Origin of the sequence: Streptomyces sp. NPDC058579, from assembly GCF_042718575.1 — a bacterium.
Taxonomy (GTDB): Bacteria; Actinomycetota; Actinomycetes; order Streptomycetales; family Streptomycetaceae; genus Streptomyces.
Window position 1 is genome coordinate 44684 of the sequence record NZ_JBHXPI010000041.1, and the last position, 15331, is coordinate 60014.

The 15331-nt window shown below is 71.9% G+C and carries 13 protein-coding genes; 9 read left to right on the forward strand and 4 right to left on the reverse strand.

The genetic code is table 11. The features are described 5' to 3' along the window. Positions 1 to 58 precede the first annotated feature (58 nt). Positions 59 to 709, reverse strand: a complete 651-nt coding sequence (locus tag ACFWRO_RS30730) for a response regulator (protein WP_384515883.1) — start codon at positions 707 to 709, stop codon at positions 59 to 61. Positions 710 to 1246: 537 nt separating this feature from the next. Here ACFWRO_RS30730 and mgtA point away from each other — a divergent pair. After that, positions 1247 to 3976 carry a magnesium-translocating P-type ATPase gene (gene mgtA, locus ACFWRO_RS30735; protein WP_384515886.1) on the forward strand — a complete coding sequence of 910 codons (2730 nt, stop codon included), beginning with the start codon at positions 1247 to 1249 and terminating at the stop codon, positions 3974 to 3976. A gap of 94 nt (positions 3977 to 4070) precedes the next feature. Here mgtA and ACFWRO_RS30740 read toward each other — a convergent pair whose 3' ends face one another. After that, positions 4071 to 4814 carry a GntR family transcriptional regulator gene (locus ACFWRO_RS30740; protein ID WP_384515889.1) on the reverse strand — a complete coding sequence of 248 codons (744 nt, stop codon included), beginning with the start codon at positions 4812 to 4814 and terminating at the stop codon, positions 4071 to 4073. A gap of 168 nt (positions 4815 to 4982) precedes the next feature. Here ACFWRO_RS30740 and ACFWRO_RS30745 point away from each other — a divergent pair, with 168 nt between their 5' ends. Next, positions 4983 to 6155 (forward strand): substrate-binding domain-containing protein, encoded by a 1173-nt coding sequence (locus tag ACFWRO_RS30745; RefSeq protein WP_384515892.1) that lies wholly within the window; start codon positions 4983 to 4985, stop codon positions 6153 to 6155. A gap of 57 nt (positions 6156 to 6212) precedes the next feature. Here the strand turns inward: ACFWRO_RS30745 and ACFWRO_RS30750 are convergent, their stop codons facing one another. Then, positions 6213 to 6869: a response regulator gene (locus ACFWRO_RS30750; protein WP_384515894.1), complete on the reverse strand. Its 657-nt coding sequence runs from the start codon at positions 6867 to 6869 to the stop codon at positions 6213 to 6215. Next, on the reverse strand, positions 6866 to 8023 hold the full coding sequence (locus ACFWRO_RS30755; RefSeq protein ID WP_384515897.1) for a sensor histidine kinase: 1158 nt from the start codon (positions 8021 to 8023) through the stop codon (positions 6866 to 6868). Before ACFWRO_RS30755 ends, ACFWRO_RS30750 begins: the two co-directional genes overlap by 4 nt. A gap of 123 nt (positions 8024 to 8146) precedes the next feature. Between ACFWRO_RS30755 and ACFWRO_RS30760 the strand changes: the two genes are divergently transcribed. The 7 genes from ACFWRO_RS30760 to ACFWRO_RS30790 all read left to right on the forward strand — a co-directional run bounded on the left by ACFWRO_RS30760 (position 8147) and on the right by ACFWRO_RS30790 (position 15305). Then, entirely contained in the window at positions 8147 to 8800 is a 654-nt protein-coding gene (locus ACFWRO_RS30760; RefSeq protein ID WP_384515900.1) for a response regulator, read from the forward strand. A gap of 218 nt (positions 8801 to 9018) precedes the next feature. Then, positions 9019 to 10236 carry an amino acid decarboxylase gene (locus ACFWRO_RS30765; RefSeq protein ID WP_384515903.1) on the forward strand — a complete coding sequence of 406 codons (1218 nt, stop codon included), beginning with the start codon at positions 9019 to 9021 and terminating at the stop codon, positions 10234 to 10236. 431 nt (positions 10237 to 10667) lie between these two features. Further along, positions 10668 to 11465, forward strand: coding sequence for an MHYT domain-containing protein (locus tag ACFWRO_RS30770; RefSeq protein WP_384515906.1), 798 nt, complete (start codon positions 10668 to 10670; stop codon positions 11463 to 11465). Between the two features lie 125 nt (positions 11466 to 11590). Further along, positions 11591 to 13954 (forward strand): nitrate- and nitrite sensing domain-containing protein, encoded by a 2364-nt coding sequence (locus tag ACFWRO_RS30775; RefSeq protein ID WP_384515923.1) that lies wholly within the window; start codon positions 11591 to 11593, stop codon positions 13952 to 13954. Continuing rightward, positions 13951 to 14379, forward strand: a complete 429-nt coding sequence (locus tag ACFWRO_RS30780) for a roadblock/LC7 domain-containing protein (RefSeq protein WP_384515909.1) — start codon at positions 13951 to 13953, stop codon at positions 14377 to 14379. The genes ACFWRO_RS30775 and ACFWRO_RS30780 overlap by 4 nt, the downstream gene beginning before the upstream one ends. After that, positions 14372 to 14749, forward strand: a complete 378-nt coding sequence (locus tag ACFWRO_RS30785; protein ID WP_384515911.1) for a DUF742 domain-containing protein — start codon at positions 14372 to 14374, stop codon at positions 14747 to 14749. Before ACFWRO_RS30780 ends, ACFWRO_RS30785 begins: the two co-directional genes overlap by 8 nt. Beyond that, positions 14730 to 15305, forward strand: a complete 576-nt coding sequence (locus ACFWRO_RS30790; RefSeq protein WP_384515914.1) for an ATP/GTP-binding protein — start codon at positions 14730 to 14732, stop codon at positions 15303 to 15305. Before ACFWRO_RS30785 ends, ACFWRO_RS30790 begins: the two co-directional genes overlap by 20 nt. Positions 15306 to 15331: the final 26 nt, after the last annotated feature.

Genomic DNA, 15331 nt, shown 5'->3' on the forward strand with positions numbered 1-15331 from the left:
GCCGCGACCGCGTCCGGACCTCTGTCCCGACCCCTGTCCGGACCTCTGTCCGACCCCCTCAGTCCTCCAGGCCCGCCCGGTACGCCAGGCGGGCCGCCTGTACGCGGTTGCCCGCGCCGATCTTGGCCAGCAGGCGGCTGACCTGGTTCTTCACCGTTCCCTCGCTGGCGTGGATCTCCTCGCCGATACCGGCGTTCGACAGCCCGCGGCCGATCAGGCCCAGCAGTCGGCGTTCCTTGTCGCTCAGACCGTCCAGCAGTCCCTGTTCCTCTGCCGTGAGCCGGGTGCTCTGCTGGGCCACCTGCTCCATCACCCACCCCGTCACCGCGGGGTCGAGGATCCCCTGGCCGGTCGCGACGTACCGGACGGCCCTCAGCAGCTCCTCGGGAGGGCTGTTCTTCAGCAGGAAGCCGCCCGCCCCGGCCGCGATCGCCTCCTCGACGTACTCGTCCGCCCCGAACGTGGTGAGGATCAGGACGCGGGGCGCCGCGGGCAGCGCGCGCAGTTCCCGGGTGGCGGCCAGGCCGTCCATGCCCGGCATGCGGATGTCGACGAGAGCCACGTCCGGGCTCATCCGGCGTGCGAGGTCGACGGCGCTGTGACCGTCCCACGCCTGGCCGACGACATGGATGTCGTCGGCCGACGCGAGGATCTCGCTCAGTCCCCGGCGAACGATCTCACTGTCGTCGGCGACCAGCACACTGATCACCGCAGGCTCTGATCCCTCACCAGTCACCGAGTCACCTCTCGCTGCCGCGCCACATTTCCATTAAATGGGGCGGGGGCATTCCGCGCGCGTGAACCCCCTGTCGTAGCTATCGGTCGATAAAGAGACAGCAAAAGGGGTCGGCCGCGGTCGCTCCGCGGGATCGCCGAGGAAACTGCAGGTCAGGGACGTGAAATCACCCTTTTGGCCGATGACACGTCGCGACTTTCGTCATCCTCCGCGCCGCTTGGGCGCGGCTACGGTCGATATGTCGCCGTGCCGCGTGAGCAGGCCGAGGCGGCAATTCTGTCGGTACGGAGCAAGGAGGTGTTCGGGATGAGTCCCGAAGGAAGTCCTTGCCGTACCCCGCTGGTCTCCTGAGCGCCTGAGCGCCAGACCGGCCGCCTGTCCGCCGCGTGCCGCGCCGACGCGCCACGTCCCGTCGGCCGCCCCCGCCCGGTGGACCCACCCCTTCAGCACGACCACTCCCTGAGCCGCGCCCGGCCCTGCCGCGCCCGGATCTCGGGAGGGAGGCTCACCATGGCCCTGCTCACCACCCAGAAGAAGTCCTCGCCCCGCCGTTCCGGCGCGCTGCGCCGCGAGCGCGGCTTCGCCGAGCTGCAGGCCCGTACGAGCGCCGCCGCCGGACGGCTCCACGAGGTCGGGGGCCGGAGCTCCGCCGACGTGCTTGCCGACCTCGCCGCCGGCCGCGAAGGCCTGGAGCACCGTGAGGCCGCCCACCGTCTGCAGGTCCACGGCCGCAACGTCGTCGCCGAGGAGCGGACGCCCGGCTGGGCCACGCAGTTGGTCAAGGCCTACTGCAACCCGTTCATCGCCGTACTCCTCTTCCTGGCCGCCGTCATGTACTGGCAGGACCCCGCCGACCCGGGTGTCGTCATCCTGTCGACGATGGTCGCGATCAGCGGGCTGCTGCGCTTCTGGCAGGAGTACCGGTCCGGCCGGGCCGCGGACGCGCTGAAGGCGCTGGTCACCACGACGACCGCCGTCCAGCGCCGGGCCGGACGCGGTGCGGCCCCCACCACCGTCGAGATCCCGATCGACCAGGTCGTACCCGGTGATGTGGTGCGACTGGCGGCCGGCGACCTCGTCCCGGCCGACCTGCGCCTGCTGACGGCCAAGGACCTGATGGTCTCTCAGGCCTCGCTCTCCGGCGAGTCGCTGCCCGTCGCCAAGGCCGACACCGGGACGGCGCCGGACCCTGGCCGTCGTACGGGCTTCGACCCCGCCGAGGCCGACAACCTCTGTCTGATGGGCACTTCCGTCACCTCAGGCACCGCGACCGGTGTCGTCGTGGCCACCGGCTCCGACACGTACTTCGGTTCCATGGCCGGGTCCCTGGTCGGCTCGCGCCCGCAGACCACCTTCGACGTCGGCGTCCGCAAGGTCAGCTTCCTGCTGATCCGGTTCATGCTGGTCATGGTCCCCGTGGTCTTCGCGATCAACGGAGTCACCAAGGGCGACTGGCACGAGGCCTTCCTGTTCGCGATCGCCGTCGCCGTCGGGCTGACCCCCGAGATGCTGCCCATGGTCGTCTCCACCAACCTGGCGCGCGGCGCGGTGGCGATGGCGAAGAAGAAGGTCGTCGTCAAGCAGCTCAACGCGATCCAGAACCTGGGCGCGATGGACGTGCTGTGCACGGACAAGACCGGCACCCTCACCGAGGACCGGATCGTCCTCGCCCGCCACCTGGACGTCCACGGCGCCGAGAACGCCGACGTGCTCGAGTACGGATACCTCAACGCCCACTTCCAGACCGGTCTGCGCAACCTGCTCGACCAGGCCGTCATCGACCGCGTCCACGAGGCCGAGGAGGTCGTCGTCGACTCCCGTTTCACCCTCGTCGACGAGATCCCCTTCGACTTCGCCCGGCGCCGCATGTCCGTGGTCCTGCGCCGCAACGCCCTCACCCCGGACGAGGCCGCCGCGCCGCCCGGCCACGTCCTCATCACCAAGGGAGCCGTCGAAGAGGTCGTCGCCCTCTGCACCCACCTGCGCGACGGCGGCCGTACCGTCGCACTCACGGACCAGCTCCGTGGGCGCGTCACCCGCACCGCCCAGGACCACAACCGGCAGGGCCTGAGGGTCCTCGCCGTCGCCACCCGGACCATGGGCGCGCGCCGCGAGACGTACGGCGTGGCCGACGAGGCGGAGCTGACCCTCGTCGGCTTCCTCGCCTTCCTCGACCCGCCGAAGGCGGACGCGGCGGACGCCCTGCGCGGCCTCGCCGACAACGGCATCACCGTGAAGGTCGTCACCGGCGACAACGAGTTGGTCGCGGCCCGGGTCTGCGCGGAGGTCGGCCTGGACGCCGGCCGCGTCGTCACGGGGGCCGACCTGGACGCCCTCGATGACGCCGCGCTGCGCGAACTGGCCGCCCGGACCACGGTGTTCGCGAAGGTCAACCCGGTTCAGAAGGCCCGCGTCGTACGGGCGCTGCAGGCCGAGGGCCACACGGTCGGCTTCCTCGGCGACGGGATCAACGACGCGGCGGCGCTGCGCGACGCCGACGTCGGCATCTCGGTGGACACGGCCGTCGACATCGCCAAGGAGTCCGCCGACATCATCCTCCTGGAGAAGGACCTCACCGTCCTCGAACAGGGCGTGGTCCAGGGCCGGACGACCTTCGGCAACACCATCAAGTACATCAAGATGACGGCTTCGTCGAACTTCGGCAACGTCTTCTCGGTCCTCGTGGCGAGCGCGTTCATCCCGTTCCAGCCGATGCTCGCGATCATGCTCCTCGTACAGAACCTGGTCTACGACATCTCCCAGCTGGCCACGCCCTGGGACCGGATGGACGAGGAGTACCTGCGCGAGCCGCGTACCTGGGACGCGAAGGGGATCGGCCGGTTCATGCTGACGATCGGGCCCATCAGCTCGATCTTCGACATCGCGATGTTCCTGGTCATGTGGCACGTCTTCGCCGCGAACACGGTGGCCGAGCAGTCGCTCTTCCAGTCCGGCTGGTTCATCGAGGGCCTGCTCTCGCAGACCCTGGTCGTCCACATGATCCGGACCCGGAAGATCCCGTTCATCCAGTCCCGCGCCTCGTGGCCCGTGCTGGCCATGACCGTGCTCGGGGTCGCCACGGGGCTGTTCCTGCCCTTCTCGCCGCTCGCGGCGAGCCTGGGGTTCGTCGCCCTGCCGCTCGGCTACTTCCCGTGGCTGGTCGGCGTCCTCCTCGCGTACTGCGCGCTCACCCAGCTCGTGAAGACCTGGTACGTCCGCCGCTTCGGCACCTGGCTGTAGGCGCCGGCGGCGCTTCAGCGGACGCGAGCGCCAGCGGAGGCCAGCGTCAGGGGAGGCCAGCGTCAGGGGAGGCCAGCGTCAGGGGAGGCCAGCGTCAGGGGAGGGCGGGAAGAGCGAATTCGTACCCGACCTCCCCGCGCTGCGGGTCGATGTTCAGGTCCGTGACCTCCAGGAGCCGGTTGTGCTGGTCGTGCACCAGCTTCCGTATGGAGAGCCAGAGTTCGCCGCACTGGCCCGGGTTCACCCGCACCCGGTCCCGTCGCACGGGCCGCAGGCCGGCCTCCGCCATCCACAGGTACAGGTGGCGCAGGTCGGGTTGAGGGCCGTGCGGCTGGCGGCGGACCCGGCGGACGCGCCGGCTCAGTTTGGGCACGTGGGACAGGGCGGTGGGCGAGAAGTACGAGACCGCCCGCTGCACCGTCTCCCCCGAGCCGAGCACGAGCTGGTGCCGGTGGACCAGCGTGGGCCGCTCCGGGCAGAGCCCCAGCAGCGCCTCGATGGGCGGTGGTACGGGTTCGTACGAGAGGGTGGCGGCGGCACGGACGGTCAGGCCGCTGAAGTCGGCCCCGCCGGGGTACAGAGGCTGTGAGCCCAGGCCCACGGCGGGCCGGTCCGGTGCGCCCTTCCCGGTGTAGGCGTAGGTGCCGCTCCGGTCGGTGCGGATCAGCCCGCCCGTACGGAGGTGTTCCAGGGCGCGCCGCACCGTCTGCCGGTTCACCCGCAGTGAGGAGGCGAGGTCGCGCTCGCTCGGAATTCTGCGTAGCCCGGGCCCGCCACCGGCGTGATCGCGGGCGTCCCGCATGATCTGCTCGGCCGTGCGGATGTACAGCGAGGTCATGACGCGACCATATTGATCGCTCTTTCGATCGTCAAGATCGCTTGAGCGATGGTACGAAAACACGCGGTTTGATCGGAAGAAGTAGGGTGATCGCTCGGAGCTGAGCAGAGAGCTGAGCGCGGAGTCGGCGCGGAGTCGGCGCGGAGTCACGGAACGCGGGGAGACGGTGTGCGATACACGGTGGACGAACGTCACGAGCGGATCGTGGAACTCGTGCGGGAGCACGGCAGTCTGCGCGTCTCCGACCTCGCCCACCACCTCGGCATCTCCCTGGTCACCGCGCGCCGGGACGTGGAGACGCTGGCGTCACGCGGACGACTCGACCGGGTGCGCGGAGCGGTCCACTGGCCGGGCACACCGGCGCCTCGGGGGCAGGCGCCACAGCCGATTCCCGAGCTCCGCCCGTCCACCGCGCCGGAGCCGGAAGCGCCGGTGATCGGGATGGTCGTCCCGCAGTCCCAGCACTACTTCGGGGAGATCATCCGGGGCGCGCGGGAGACCGTCGCCGCGGTCGGCGGCCGGCTCATCCTCGGCTACTCCGGCTACCGGCCCGAGCAGGACGCGGCCCAGGTGGACCGCATGCTGGAAGCCGGTGTCCACGGGCTGCTCCTTACACCCAGCTGGCCGACCGGCACCGGCGGGGCCGAGGACGCGGGCGGGGCGGCCACCACGGGTGGCGAGCTCACGCTGCCGGCGGTCCTCGTGGAGCGCCGCGGCGAGGTGGGCACCCGCGTCGCCGGGCTCGACCACGTCTGCACCGACCACGCGGCGGGCGCGGGCGTGGCCGTGCGCCACCTCGTCGAGATCGGGCACCGGAAGATCGCCCTGGTCGCCGGGGAGAGCCCGACCGCGGTACAGGTACGGCGCGGCTACGAGGCGGCGCTGCGCGCCTTCGGCGTGTCCGGCCCCCCGGTCGAACCCCTCGCGCTGCAGGGCGGTGAGGTCGACACGGAGCGGATCGACACCGTGGCGGAGCGGCTCGCCGCCCTGGTCGACAGCGGCGAGGTCACCGCCGCGCTCGTACTCAGCGACATCGACGCGATCCTGCTCCTGCAGAGCCTGCGCAGCCGCGCGCCCCACCTCCGCGTCCCGGAGGATCTCGCCCTCGTGGCGTACGACGACGATGTGGCGGCGCTCTCCGACCTCCCGCTCACGGCGGTGGCCCCGCCCAAGTACGAGGTCGGGGCGACCGCCGCCGAGCTACTGCTCCAGCGGGTACGCGAACGGGCCGCGGGGACCTCGGGCGGGGCTCGTCGGCACGTCGATCTGCTGCCTGAGCTGCGGGTACGCGCTTCCTGCGGCGAGGCGACGGAAAATTCTTCCGATCAGTCTGATCGATAGACCTTCGTATCCGAAGACGGATCGATCAGCCCCGATCGGGACACTCATCGGGAGTGATCAGTCCCTGTCCAGGCCCGCGCGGTAGGCCGTCCGCGCCGCCTGGACCCGGCTCTCCGTCTGCAGCTTGGCCAGGACCGAGCTGACGTATCCCTTGACCGTGCCCTCGGTGGTGCCGAGTTCGGCCGCGATCGCGCTGTTGGTCAGTCCGACGGCGAGCAGCCGCAGGACGTCGAGTTCGCGCGGCGTGAGTGAGTCGAGCCGCTCCTGCTCCTCGGGGCCGATCGACGGCGCGCTGCGGGCGAGGCCGTCCACCAGCCGCTTGGCGACGGGCGGGCCGAGGACCGCGTGGCCCCCGTGGACGTCGCGGATCGCGCGCAGCAGGGCCTCGGGCGGAGTGTCCTTGAGCAGGAAGCCGGCCGCTCCGGCCCGCAAGGCCGTCCGTACCCCTTCGTCCTCGTGGAAGGTGGTGAGCATCAGCACCCGTGGCGGCTCGGGCCGCGCGAGCAGTCGGCCGAGGGCCGCGAGGCCGTCGACACGCGGCATGCGCACGTCGAGGAGGACCACGTCGGGCCGGGTCTCCTCGGCCAGGGCCACGGCTTCCTCCCCGTCCGCCGCCTGCCCGCAGACCTCGATGTCCCCGCTGGTGTCGATGATCCACAGCAGCCCGCGGCGGGTGATCTCGTTGTCGTCGGCGATCAGGACCCGGATGCTCATGACGCTCCTCGGCGGTGCGGGATGACGGCCGAGACCAGGAAGCCGCCGTCGTGCGGCCCCGCTGTGAGTGTCCCGCCGAGCAGGGTCACGCGCTCGGTCATGCCGACGAGGCCGTGGCCCCCGCTGGGCAGATCGACCGGGGGCGGCCCCGTGGGAGCGGTGTTGGCGACCTTCAGATAGACGCCGTCGGCGCGGCAGTCCACGTCCACGCGCACGGTGGCACCGGGTGCGTACTTCGAGGCGTTGGTGAGCGACTCCCGCACGATCCGGTGGAGCGCGCGCTGCACGGCCGGCGGCAGGGTCTCGGGGTGGCCGTCCACCCGCAGCTCCACCTGCTGTCCGCGCTCCCGCGCATGGTCCACCAGGTCGGACAGCCCCTCCGCGTCCGGTTCGGAGGCCGTCCCTTGCTTCCCCGCGGCCGTACGGGACGGGGCGAGTACGCCGAGGATCTCGCGCAACTCCTCCAGCGCCTGCCAGCCGTCGGACCTGATGAGCGCGGCGGTACGGACGGTCTCCGGCTCGCTTCCGCCCGGGCCGACCTCCAGGGCGCCGGCGGCAAGCACCATGTTGCTCACCCGATGGCCCACCACGTCGTGCATCTCCCGGGCGATCTCCGCCCGCTCCTCGGTCCGGGCCCGTTCGTCCAGGAGCTGGTTCTCGCGCTCCAGGTCGGCGACGCGGGCCTGGACGGTCGCCGTCAGGTCACGTCGTACGCCGACCGCGTAGCCGACGGCCAGCGGGCCGACGATGGCCGCCAGCGAATAGGCGGCCTCCCGCACGCCGGCGGTCGGCAGCCCGCCATGCAGACCCACGAGACCAGCGGCGAAGCCGACCACTCCGTAGGCGATGAGGACCTTCAGGCGCCGGTCGAGGCTGCCGACGGTGTACATCGCGACGGCCAGGGCCACCGGGGTGAAGGACACGACGTGCATGACGAGCACGAAGTCGGCGACCAGGTACGGCCGTCGCCTGCGCCACCACAGCGTGGCGCCGACGAGCGCGGCGCAGGCCGCGATCACCGGTGTGGGAAGCCCGGTCAGCAGGCCGCTGGACGGCTTCACCCAGGAGTCGCCGATGCCCAGGGCGACGACGACCAGGGTGACCAAGGCATCCACGCGCCTAGGTGGCCAGCGGGAGTGCGGGGGCGCGGCCATGCTGTCACGGTATCCAGCCCCTGCCGACGGGGCTCGGTGAGCGCCGCCGGTGCTGCCCCGTCCAGGCCGTCCCGTCGCCCCCGGCCGGGGACTGGGCGAGCATGAGGGGATGAGGTTCAGGTCATGATCAGCGTGCTCGTCGCGGACGACGATCCGGCGGTCCGCGACGGTCTTCGGAGGATCATCGACGCGAGCCCGGACGTCCGGGTGGTCGCGGAGGCCTGGGACGGGCGCTCCGCGATCGAGCGGGCGCGCGCCCTGCAGCCCGACATCGTGGTCATGGACCTGCGCATGCCGGGGCTCGACGGCATCGCCGCGACACGGCTCCTGCGGGAGTCGCCGACGCCGCCCGCGGTGCTCGTCCTCACCACGTTCGGCCAGGACGAATACGTCGAGCGGGCACTCGCCGCCGGCGCGGTCGGGTTCCTGGTGAAGGACACCCCGCCGGCGGACCTGCTCGGCGCGCTGCGGGACATCGCCGCCGGCCACGCCGTGTTCGCCCCCTCCGTCACCGGCCACGTCATCGACCTCACCACCCGAGGGGCGGACCGGACCCCCGCCGAGGACGACCCGCTCATCGCCTCGCTGACCGCCCGCCAGGTCGACGTCCTGCGTCTCCTGGGACGCGGCCTGTCCAACGCGGGCATCGGCGCCGAACTGGGGATGACCGAGGGCACGGTCAAGTCCCACGTGACCCAGCTCCTGGCCCGCCTCGGCGTCTCGAACCGCGTCGAGGCCGCCCGGATCGCCTACCGGTCGGGCCTCTCCAGCGACTAGCCGTAAGAGCCCTAGGGGTTTGTCCTCCGGGCCTTCCGGGCCCTCCGGGTCCTTCGGCCTGTCGGAGGTCGGGACCCGGCCCTGACCTTCGACAGGTCGGGGGCCGTCGGACGCCGGTGACGATGGAAGGGATGCCGTGCGGAGGCGTACCCCCACCTGTCCGGACGGCGTCGACCGTTCGCTGAAGCCGCAAGTCGGTGGGGAGAGGTACGGCAGACATGTCCCCCACCGAGGTCAGGCCCGCGCGGAAGATCTGGGTGCTGTCGCACGGCAGCCCGTTGGAACACTTCATCACGGCTCTGGTCGTGCCCGCCCTGGGCCGGAGCATGGTCGTCCAGCGGGACGCCCCGGCCTCCGTCCTCGACGGTCTCGTTCTCTCCGGGCTCGACGCGGCCTTCCTACGGCCTTCGGTCGACCTCGTCCACGGGATCGCGCACTGCGTCCGGGCCGAGGACCTGGCCGAGGCTGCGGAGGAACGCCCCGACGTTGCCGTGGCCCACATCGTCTCCCCCACCCGGTACGGAGCCGTGGCGGACATCCGCGCGCTCGCCGACGCGGCCCATGGCGCGGGGATTCCGCTGATCGTCGACGAGACCTGGCGGTCCCCGTTGTTCGGTGGGCATCCGGAAGTACTGCCGGACGCGCTCGCGCACGGCGCCGACCTCACGGTCGTACGCGGCGCGACTCCCGTGCTCCGGTTGGGAGACGGGCCGCACGCCGACCTGCTGCGGCCGCTCATCGATCGCGCGGTGGACCTCGCCGGCCGTGCGAGCGGGGAGGTGCCGCCCGCCGAACAGCCCGCGCGGAGCTGGGACCACGTCCTCGACTCGCTGGAGGCGGCCGTCACGGTTCGCGCCGCCGTACGGAAGGAGGGCCGGTTCTCCCTGGTCGACGAGGGGTTCGCCGGCATCGGCGGGATCGCCGCGACGGAACCGCTCCGCATCACCGTCAACACGCGTGACGGCGGCATCTCCGGCCACCAGGCCTTCCGCAGGCTCGCGGGGGTGGCCCGCGGTGTCACCGTCGAGACGGCCACCGAGACGGTCCTCTCCGTCGTGCTCGGCACCGAAGTCGAGCCGGACGCCGAGGGGTTCCTCGACGCGCTCCACGCCCTGCCGGTCCTCCACACCGACCTCCCGCAGCCCTTGCGGCTCGCGCTCCCCGAACCGGGGCCCGGCAGGCTCACCGTCCGCGAGGCCTTCTTCGGTACCGACCGGGTGGTGCCCTCGGCCACCGCGGTGGGCATGGTCTCCGCCGCCACGGTCACGGCCTGCCCGCCCGGTGTCCCGGTCCTGATGCCGGGTGAGGTCATCACGGCGGAGACGGTGGCGTTCCTTCACGCGGTGGCCCGTTCGAAGGGCGGCCGGATCAGCGGGGCCGCCGACGCGGACGGGCAGAGCCTCCGGGTGGTCGAGGAGTCCGTCGACCCGTGGTGACCCGTGACTTTCGTCAGCGAGACCCGTCACCAAGGACACCGCGGAACCGTCCGCGTACCGCTCAGAATTGAACTGACACCGCACGGAGTGCCGAATCCCCCGTCAACTGGGCTCCGTGCGGTGTTCCCTTTTGCACCTCGCGTTCCACGGCCCGCGAGGTCGTCAAGACCCCGTGGTCCCCCTCGGATGAATTTCCTTGGGAATTCCGGTGATCCACATCACTCGACGAGCGGATCACACGGTTCCCGGGTCGAGGATCTGTCCGGATGACGCGCATTGACGCTCACTGAACTCGCTGGTAGGGCAGCACTCCGTGCGCCCCCGCGAACCGAATCAGAGTCCCGATTGTTTTTGCCGAATTTCCCCCGTCACGTTCGGTGCTAGCGTCCGTCGCCGCGAAGTTGAACCCGTGAAACGTGAACGGAGGGACTGTGGCGCATCTGCACCACTTCGGCGCCGGCTGGCTTTCCCCGGTCCTCGCCTATGCGATGGCCTGTGTCGGATCCGCACTCGGACTGCGGTGCACCGTCAGGGCGCTTGCGGCCGAAGGCCGTTCGCGGCGCAATTGGCTCGTGACGGCGTCCGTCGCCATCGCCTCGGGCATCTGGACCATGCATTTCATCGCCATGCTGGGCTTCGGCGTCGCCGGCTCGGCGATCCGCTACGACGTCCCGCTCACCCTCCTCAGCCTCGTGGTCGCGATGGCCGTGGTCGGCGCGGGTGTCTTCACCGTCGGTCACGGCCGCAACCGGTGGCGTTCCCTGCTGCTCGGCGGCCTCGGCACCGGACTCGGTGTCGCCGCCATGCACTACCTCGGCATGGCGGCGCTGCGTCTGAACGGGACCGTCAGCTACGACCCGCCGCTGGTCGTCCTCTCGCTCGTCATCGCCGTCGTCGCGGCGACCGCCGCGCTGTGGGCGGCGCTCACGGTGCGCGGCGCGGCCGGCGCGGTGATCGCCTCCCTGGTGATGGGGGTCGCGGTGAGCAGCATGCACTACACCGGGATGGGCGCCGTCATGATCGAGCTCGCCCCGCGCCGCACGGTGCTCGACGGGGTCACGGCGACGGAGTTCGTCTTCCCCCTCGCCGTGGTCCTCGGCTCGTTCCTCTTCCTGGCCTCCGCCTTCGTCGCCCTGTCGCCCACCGCGCGGGAGAACGCCGCGAACGCCGAGGCCACGGAGGCGGCCGCGGCCGCGTCGCTCGACACCGCGGACGTGCCGGCCCACTGAGCACCGCCCCCTGTCCCCTGCCCCCCTGCCCCTGACTGTTCGAGGAACCGATGAGAGCACGTCTGGTGCCACGCTCTATCCGGGCGAAGATTGTCTGCCTCCTGATGGTCCCCGCCGTGTCCCTGATGGCGCTGTGGGCGTACGCGACCGTCACCACCGCGACCGGCGTCTCGGAGCTGAGCCGCGTCCAGGAGGCCAACTCCACCCTGCTGAAACCGATCGACTCGCTCGTCGCCTCGCTCCAGGCCGAGCGCGCCGGAGCCCTGCGCCACCTCGCCGCCCCGAGCACGGAGCGGGCCGAGTCCCAGGGAGGTCTGGAGAAGGACACCGACGCCGCCTCCGCCGCCCTCCGCCGCGGCGCCCAGGCGTCCACCCTGGACGTCCAGGCGGTCGGCGCGGACTTCTCGGGGCGCGTCGACCAGCTCCTCGCGGACCTCGACGGCCTGACGGCGCTGCGCAAGCAGGCCCGTGCCTCGGACGACGCGTGGCAGAACGTCTACGACGCCTACGGGCGCGTCATCGAGCACGGCTTCGCCGTCCAGGGCGCGCTGGCCGCACTGCACGAACCGGAGCACTCCTCCCCGGCCCGGGTCGTCCTCGAACTGGCCTGGGCCCGGGAGATGATCGCCCGTGAGGACGCCCTGATGGGCGCCGCGCAGGCGTCGGACCGCTTCAGCCGTGAGCAGTACCAGGAGTTCGTGGGCTCGGCCCACACGCAGCGCCGGCTCCTCGCGGCCGTGGACGATCTGCCGCCGGCCGACGCGGCCGCGTACCGTACGGTCCTCAACGGCAGCGCGATGCGTGAACTGCGCGCCACCGAGGACCGGATGCGCGCCGCGGGCGGCGCGTCGGCGGCCGGGCGGCTTGCCGGGTCCGTCGAGTGGAAGGCGTCCGCCGACGCGGTGCTCCAGCAGCTCGGCGCGGCTCAGACGAAGGTGAGCACGGCCGCGATCGACGCAACGAGCCCCGTCTCCTTCGCCGTCCTCGGCGGCTCGGGCGTGGCCGTGGCACTCGGTCTGCTCGGTGTGCTGCTCTCCCTCTTCATCTCCGTCCGGATCGGCCGCGGCCTGGTCCGCGAGCTGACGGACCTGCGCAACTCCGCCCTCACCCTCGCCGGCCGCGAACTGCCGGAGACGATCCGGAAGCTGCACACCGGAGAGACCGTCGACCTCGACGTCCTGGCGCCGCTGCGCGCGCACCGCGACGACGAGGTCGGGCAGGTCGGCGCGGCGCTCGTCGCCGTGCACCGCGCCGCCGTCACGTCGGCGGCCGAACGCGCCCAGGTCCTCCACGGGATCTCCGGCGTGTACGTCAACCTGGCCCGCCGCAGCCAGGCGCTGCTGCACCGTCAGCTCGCGCTCCTCGACACCATGGAGCGCCGCAACGACGACCCGGTGGAGCTGGAGGACCTCTTCCGCCTGGACCACCTCACGACCCGTATGCGCCGGCACTCCGAGAGCCTGATCATCCTGTCCGGCGCGGCGCCGGGGCGTGGCTGGCGGCAGCCCGTACCCCTCATGGACGTGGTCAGGTCCGCCGTCGCGGAGGTCGAGGACTTCCGCCGGGTGGAGGTGCACGCCGTCCCCGAGGTACGGGTGCACGGCGCCGCCGTCGCCGACCTCATCCATCTGCTGGCCGAACTCGTCGAGAACGCCACGGCCTTCTCGCCGCCCCACACCGTCGTGCGGGTACGCGGCGAGCGGGTCGGCTCCGGGGTCGCCTTCGAGATCGAGGACCGCGGCCTCGGGATGAGTACCGAAGGGTTCGCCGAGGCCAACAGCCGGATCGAGGACACGGGCAGGATCGACCTGCTCGACAGCGGGCAGCTGGGCCTCTTCGTGGTGAACCGGCTGGCCCACCGCCTCGACGCGCGCGTCTCGCTGCAACCCTCGGTGTACGGCGGTGTCGTGGCCGTGATCCTGCTGCCGACGGCCCTGATCAGCGAGGTGGCGCCGGACACGGCCGGGGACGACGCCGGTCTGCCGAGCCGCCGCCCGGAGCGGCGACCGCCGGTACAAGCGGCGGCGCGGAGCGGCGGACGGCATCGGGCCCCCGCCCCGCCGACCGCCGAGCCGGTCGTCGGCCGGCAGCAGCCGGAACGTCCGGCGCCGACCGCACAGGAAGCGCCCGTTCCCCCGGTGGCGCCCACGCCCTCCGCGGCACCGCCTTTGCCGGACGTGGCCCCCGTGCCTCCTGTGACGGGCGTCCCGCCTCAGCCCCCGGAGCTGCCGGGTGCCCCCACGCCCGGCGGCAAGGCCGCGCTGCCGCGTCGCGTACGGCAGCAGTCGGGCCCCGGCGCCGCGGACGGCGTCGTCGACCCGGACACGTACGCGCCGCCCGTCGCGGACGGGCCCCGCCGCTCCCCCGAGCAGGCGCGGGCCGCCATGACCTCGTTCCGCGCGGGCTGGGCCCGCGGGAACGCCGACCGTGTGCCACGACCGGGCACCGCACACGGGGACAACACAGAACGTGAAGGAGAGAGCCGATGACCGGCAACCCCCACCGATCCGGTGAACTCGACTGGCTGCTGGAGGAACTGGTCACCCACGTCACGGAGATCCACCACGCGGTCGTCCTGTCCGGTGACGGACTGCCCGTGGGCATGTCGGCGGCACTGACCAGGGACGACGGCGAGAGATTCGCCGCCATCGCCTCCGGGTTCCACAGTCTCGCCAAGGGCACGGGACACCACTTCAGCGCCGGCCAGGTCATCCAGACCCTGGTCGAGCTGGAGGACGGCTTCCTCTTCGTCGTCGCCGCGGGCCACGGCTCCTGTCTCGCCGTGTTCAGCGACGCCAGTGCCGATGTGGGCCTCGTGGCGTACGAGATGGCCCGATTGGTGAAGCGTGTCGGCGCCCACCTCGGCACACCGGCACGCGGCGACGCGGGTGCGATGCCGCCCTTCGATGACTGAGCACGGTCGGCGCTGGTACGACGACGAGGCGGGCCCGCTGGTGCGTCTCTACGCGATGACGTCGGGCCGGGCGCGGCCCGCCGGCAGCGAGACGTTCGACCTGATGACCCTCGTGCACGGCCGAACGCGCCCCGAACGGGGCCCGGTGCTCTCGCCGGAGGAGTCGGAGATCCACCGGCTCTGCAGTGCGCGCCCACGGCCCGTGGCCGACATCGCGTCCGACGCGGGCCTGCCGCTCGCCGTCGTACGAGTGCTCCTCGGCAACCTGCTGGAAGCCGGTCTCGTCCGGGTCAGCCCTCCCGTACCCCCCGCTCAACTCCCCGACCAGCGCGTCCTCAAGAGAGTGATCGATGGACTCCGAGCCCTCTGACGTACCTTTCCTCGCCCTCAAGATCCTCGTGGCCGGCGGCTTCGGCGTCGGCAAGACCACCTTGATCGGTTCGGTCAGCGAGATCCGGCCCCTGAGCACCGAGGAACTCCTGACCGAGGCGGGCCGCCCGATGGACAGCCTCGAAGGCGTCGCCGAGAAACGCACGACGACGGTCGCGCTGGACTTCGGCCGCATCACGCTCGGCGACGACCTGGCGCTGTACCTCTTCGGCACACCCGGCCAGAACCGTTTCTGGTTCCTGTGGGACGAACTCGCCCGCGGTGCGCTGGGCGCGGTGGTGCTCGCGGACACCAGACGACTGGTGGACTCCTTTCCGGCGATCGACTACTTCGAGCGCCGCAAGCTGCCGTTCGTCGTGGCCGTCAACTGCTTCGACGGCACGCGGGACTACAGCGCCGAGGAGGTGTCGGTCGCGCTCGACCTCGACGAGGGAACGCCGGTGGTGCTGTGCGACGCGCGCGAGCGCGCGTCGGGCAAGGAGGTCCTGATCGCGCTGGTCGAGCTCGCGACGACCGAATTCCGTCCCGTCGGGTAGACGGGCATGCCGGTGCGGGCCGGGCG

What these genes read in the sequence shown, in the direction of transcription:
- mgtA (WP_384515886.1), top strand. Translation starts at nt 1,247, where the DNA reads ATGGCCCTGCTCACCACCCAGAAGAAGTCCTCGCCCCGCCGTTCCGGC.
- ACFWRO_RS30740 (WP_384515889.1), bottom strand. Translation starts at nt 4,814, where the DNA reads ATGACCTCGCTGTACATCCGCACGGCCGAGCAGATCATGCGGGACGCC.
- ACFWRO_RS30750 (WP_384515894.1), bottom strand. Translation starts at nt 6,869, where the DNA reads ATGAGCATCCGGGTCCTGATCGCCGACGACAACGAGATCACCCGCCGC.
- ACFWRO_RS30755 (WP_384515897.1), bottom strand. Translation starts at nt 8,023, where the DNA reads ATGGCCGCGCCCCCGCACTCCCGCTGGCCACCTAGGCGCGTGGATGCC.
- ACFWRO_RS30760 (WP_384515900.1), top strand. Translation starts at nt 8,147, where the DNA reads ATGATCAGCGTGCTCGTCGCGGACGACGATCCGGCGGTCCGCGACGGT.
- ACFWRO_RS30765 (WP_384515903.1), top strand. Translation starts at nt 9,019, where the DNA reads ATGTCCCCCACCGAGGTCAGGCCCGCGCGGAAGATCTGGGTGCTGTCG.
- ACFWRO_RS30775 (WP_384515923.1), top strand. Translation starts at nt 11,591, where the DNA reads ATGGCGCTGTGGGCGTACGCGACCGTCACCACCGCGACCGGCGTCTCG.
- ACFWRO_RS30780 (WP_384515909.1), top strand. Translation starts at nt 13,951, where the DNA reads ATGACCGGCAACCCCCACCGATCCGGTGAACTCGACTGGCTGCTGGAG.
- ACFWRO_RS30785 (WP_384515911.1), top strand. Translation starts at nt 14,372, where the DNA reads ATGACTGAGCACGGTCGGCGCTGGTACGACGACGAGGCGGGCCCGCTG.
- ACFWRO_RS30790 (WP_384515914.1), top strand. Translation starts at nt 14,730, where the DNA reads ATGGACTCCGAGCCCTCTGACGTACCTTTCCTCGCCCTCAAGATCCTC.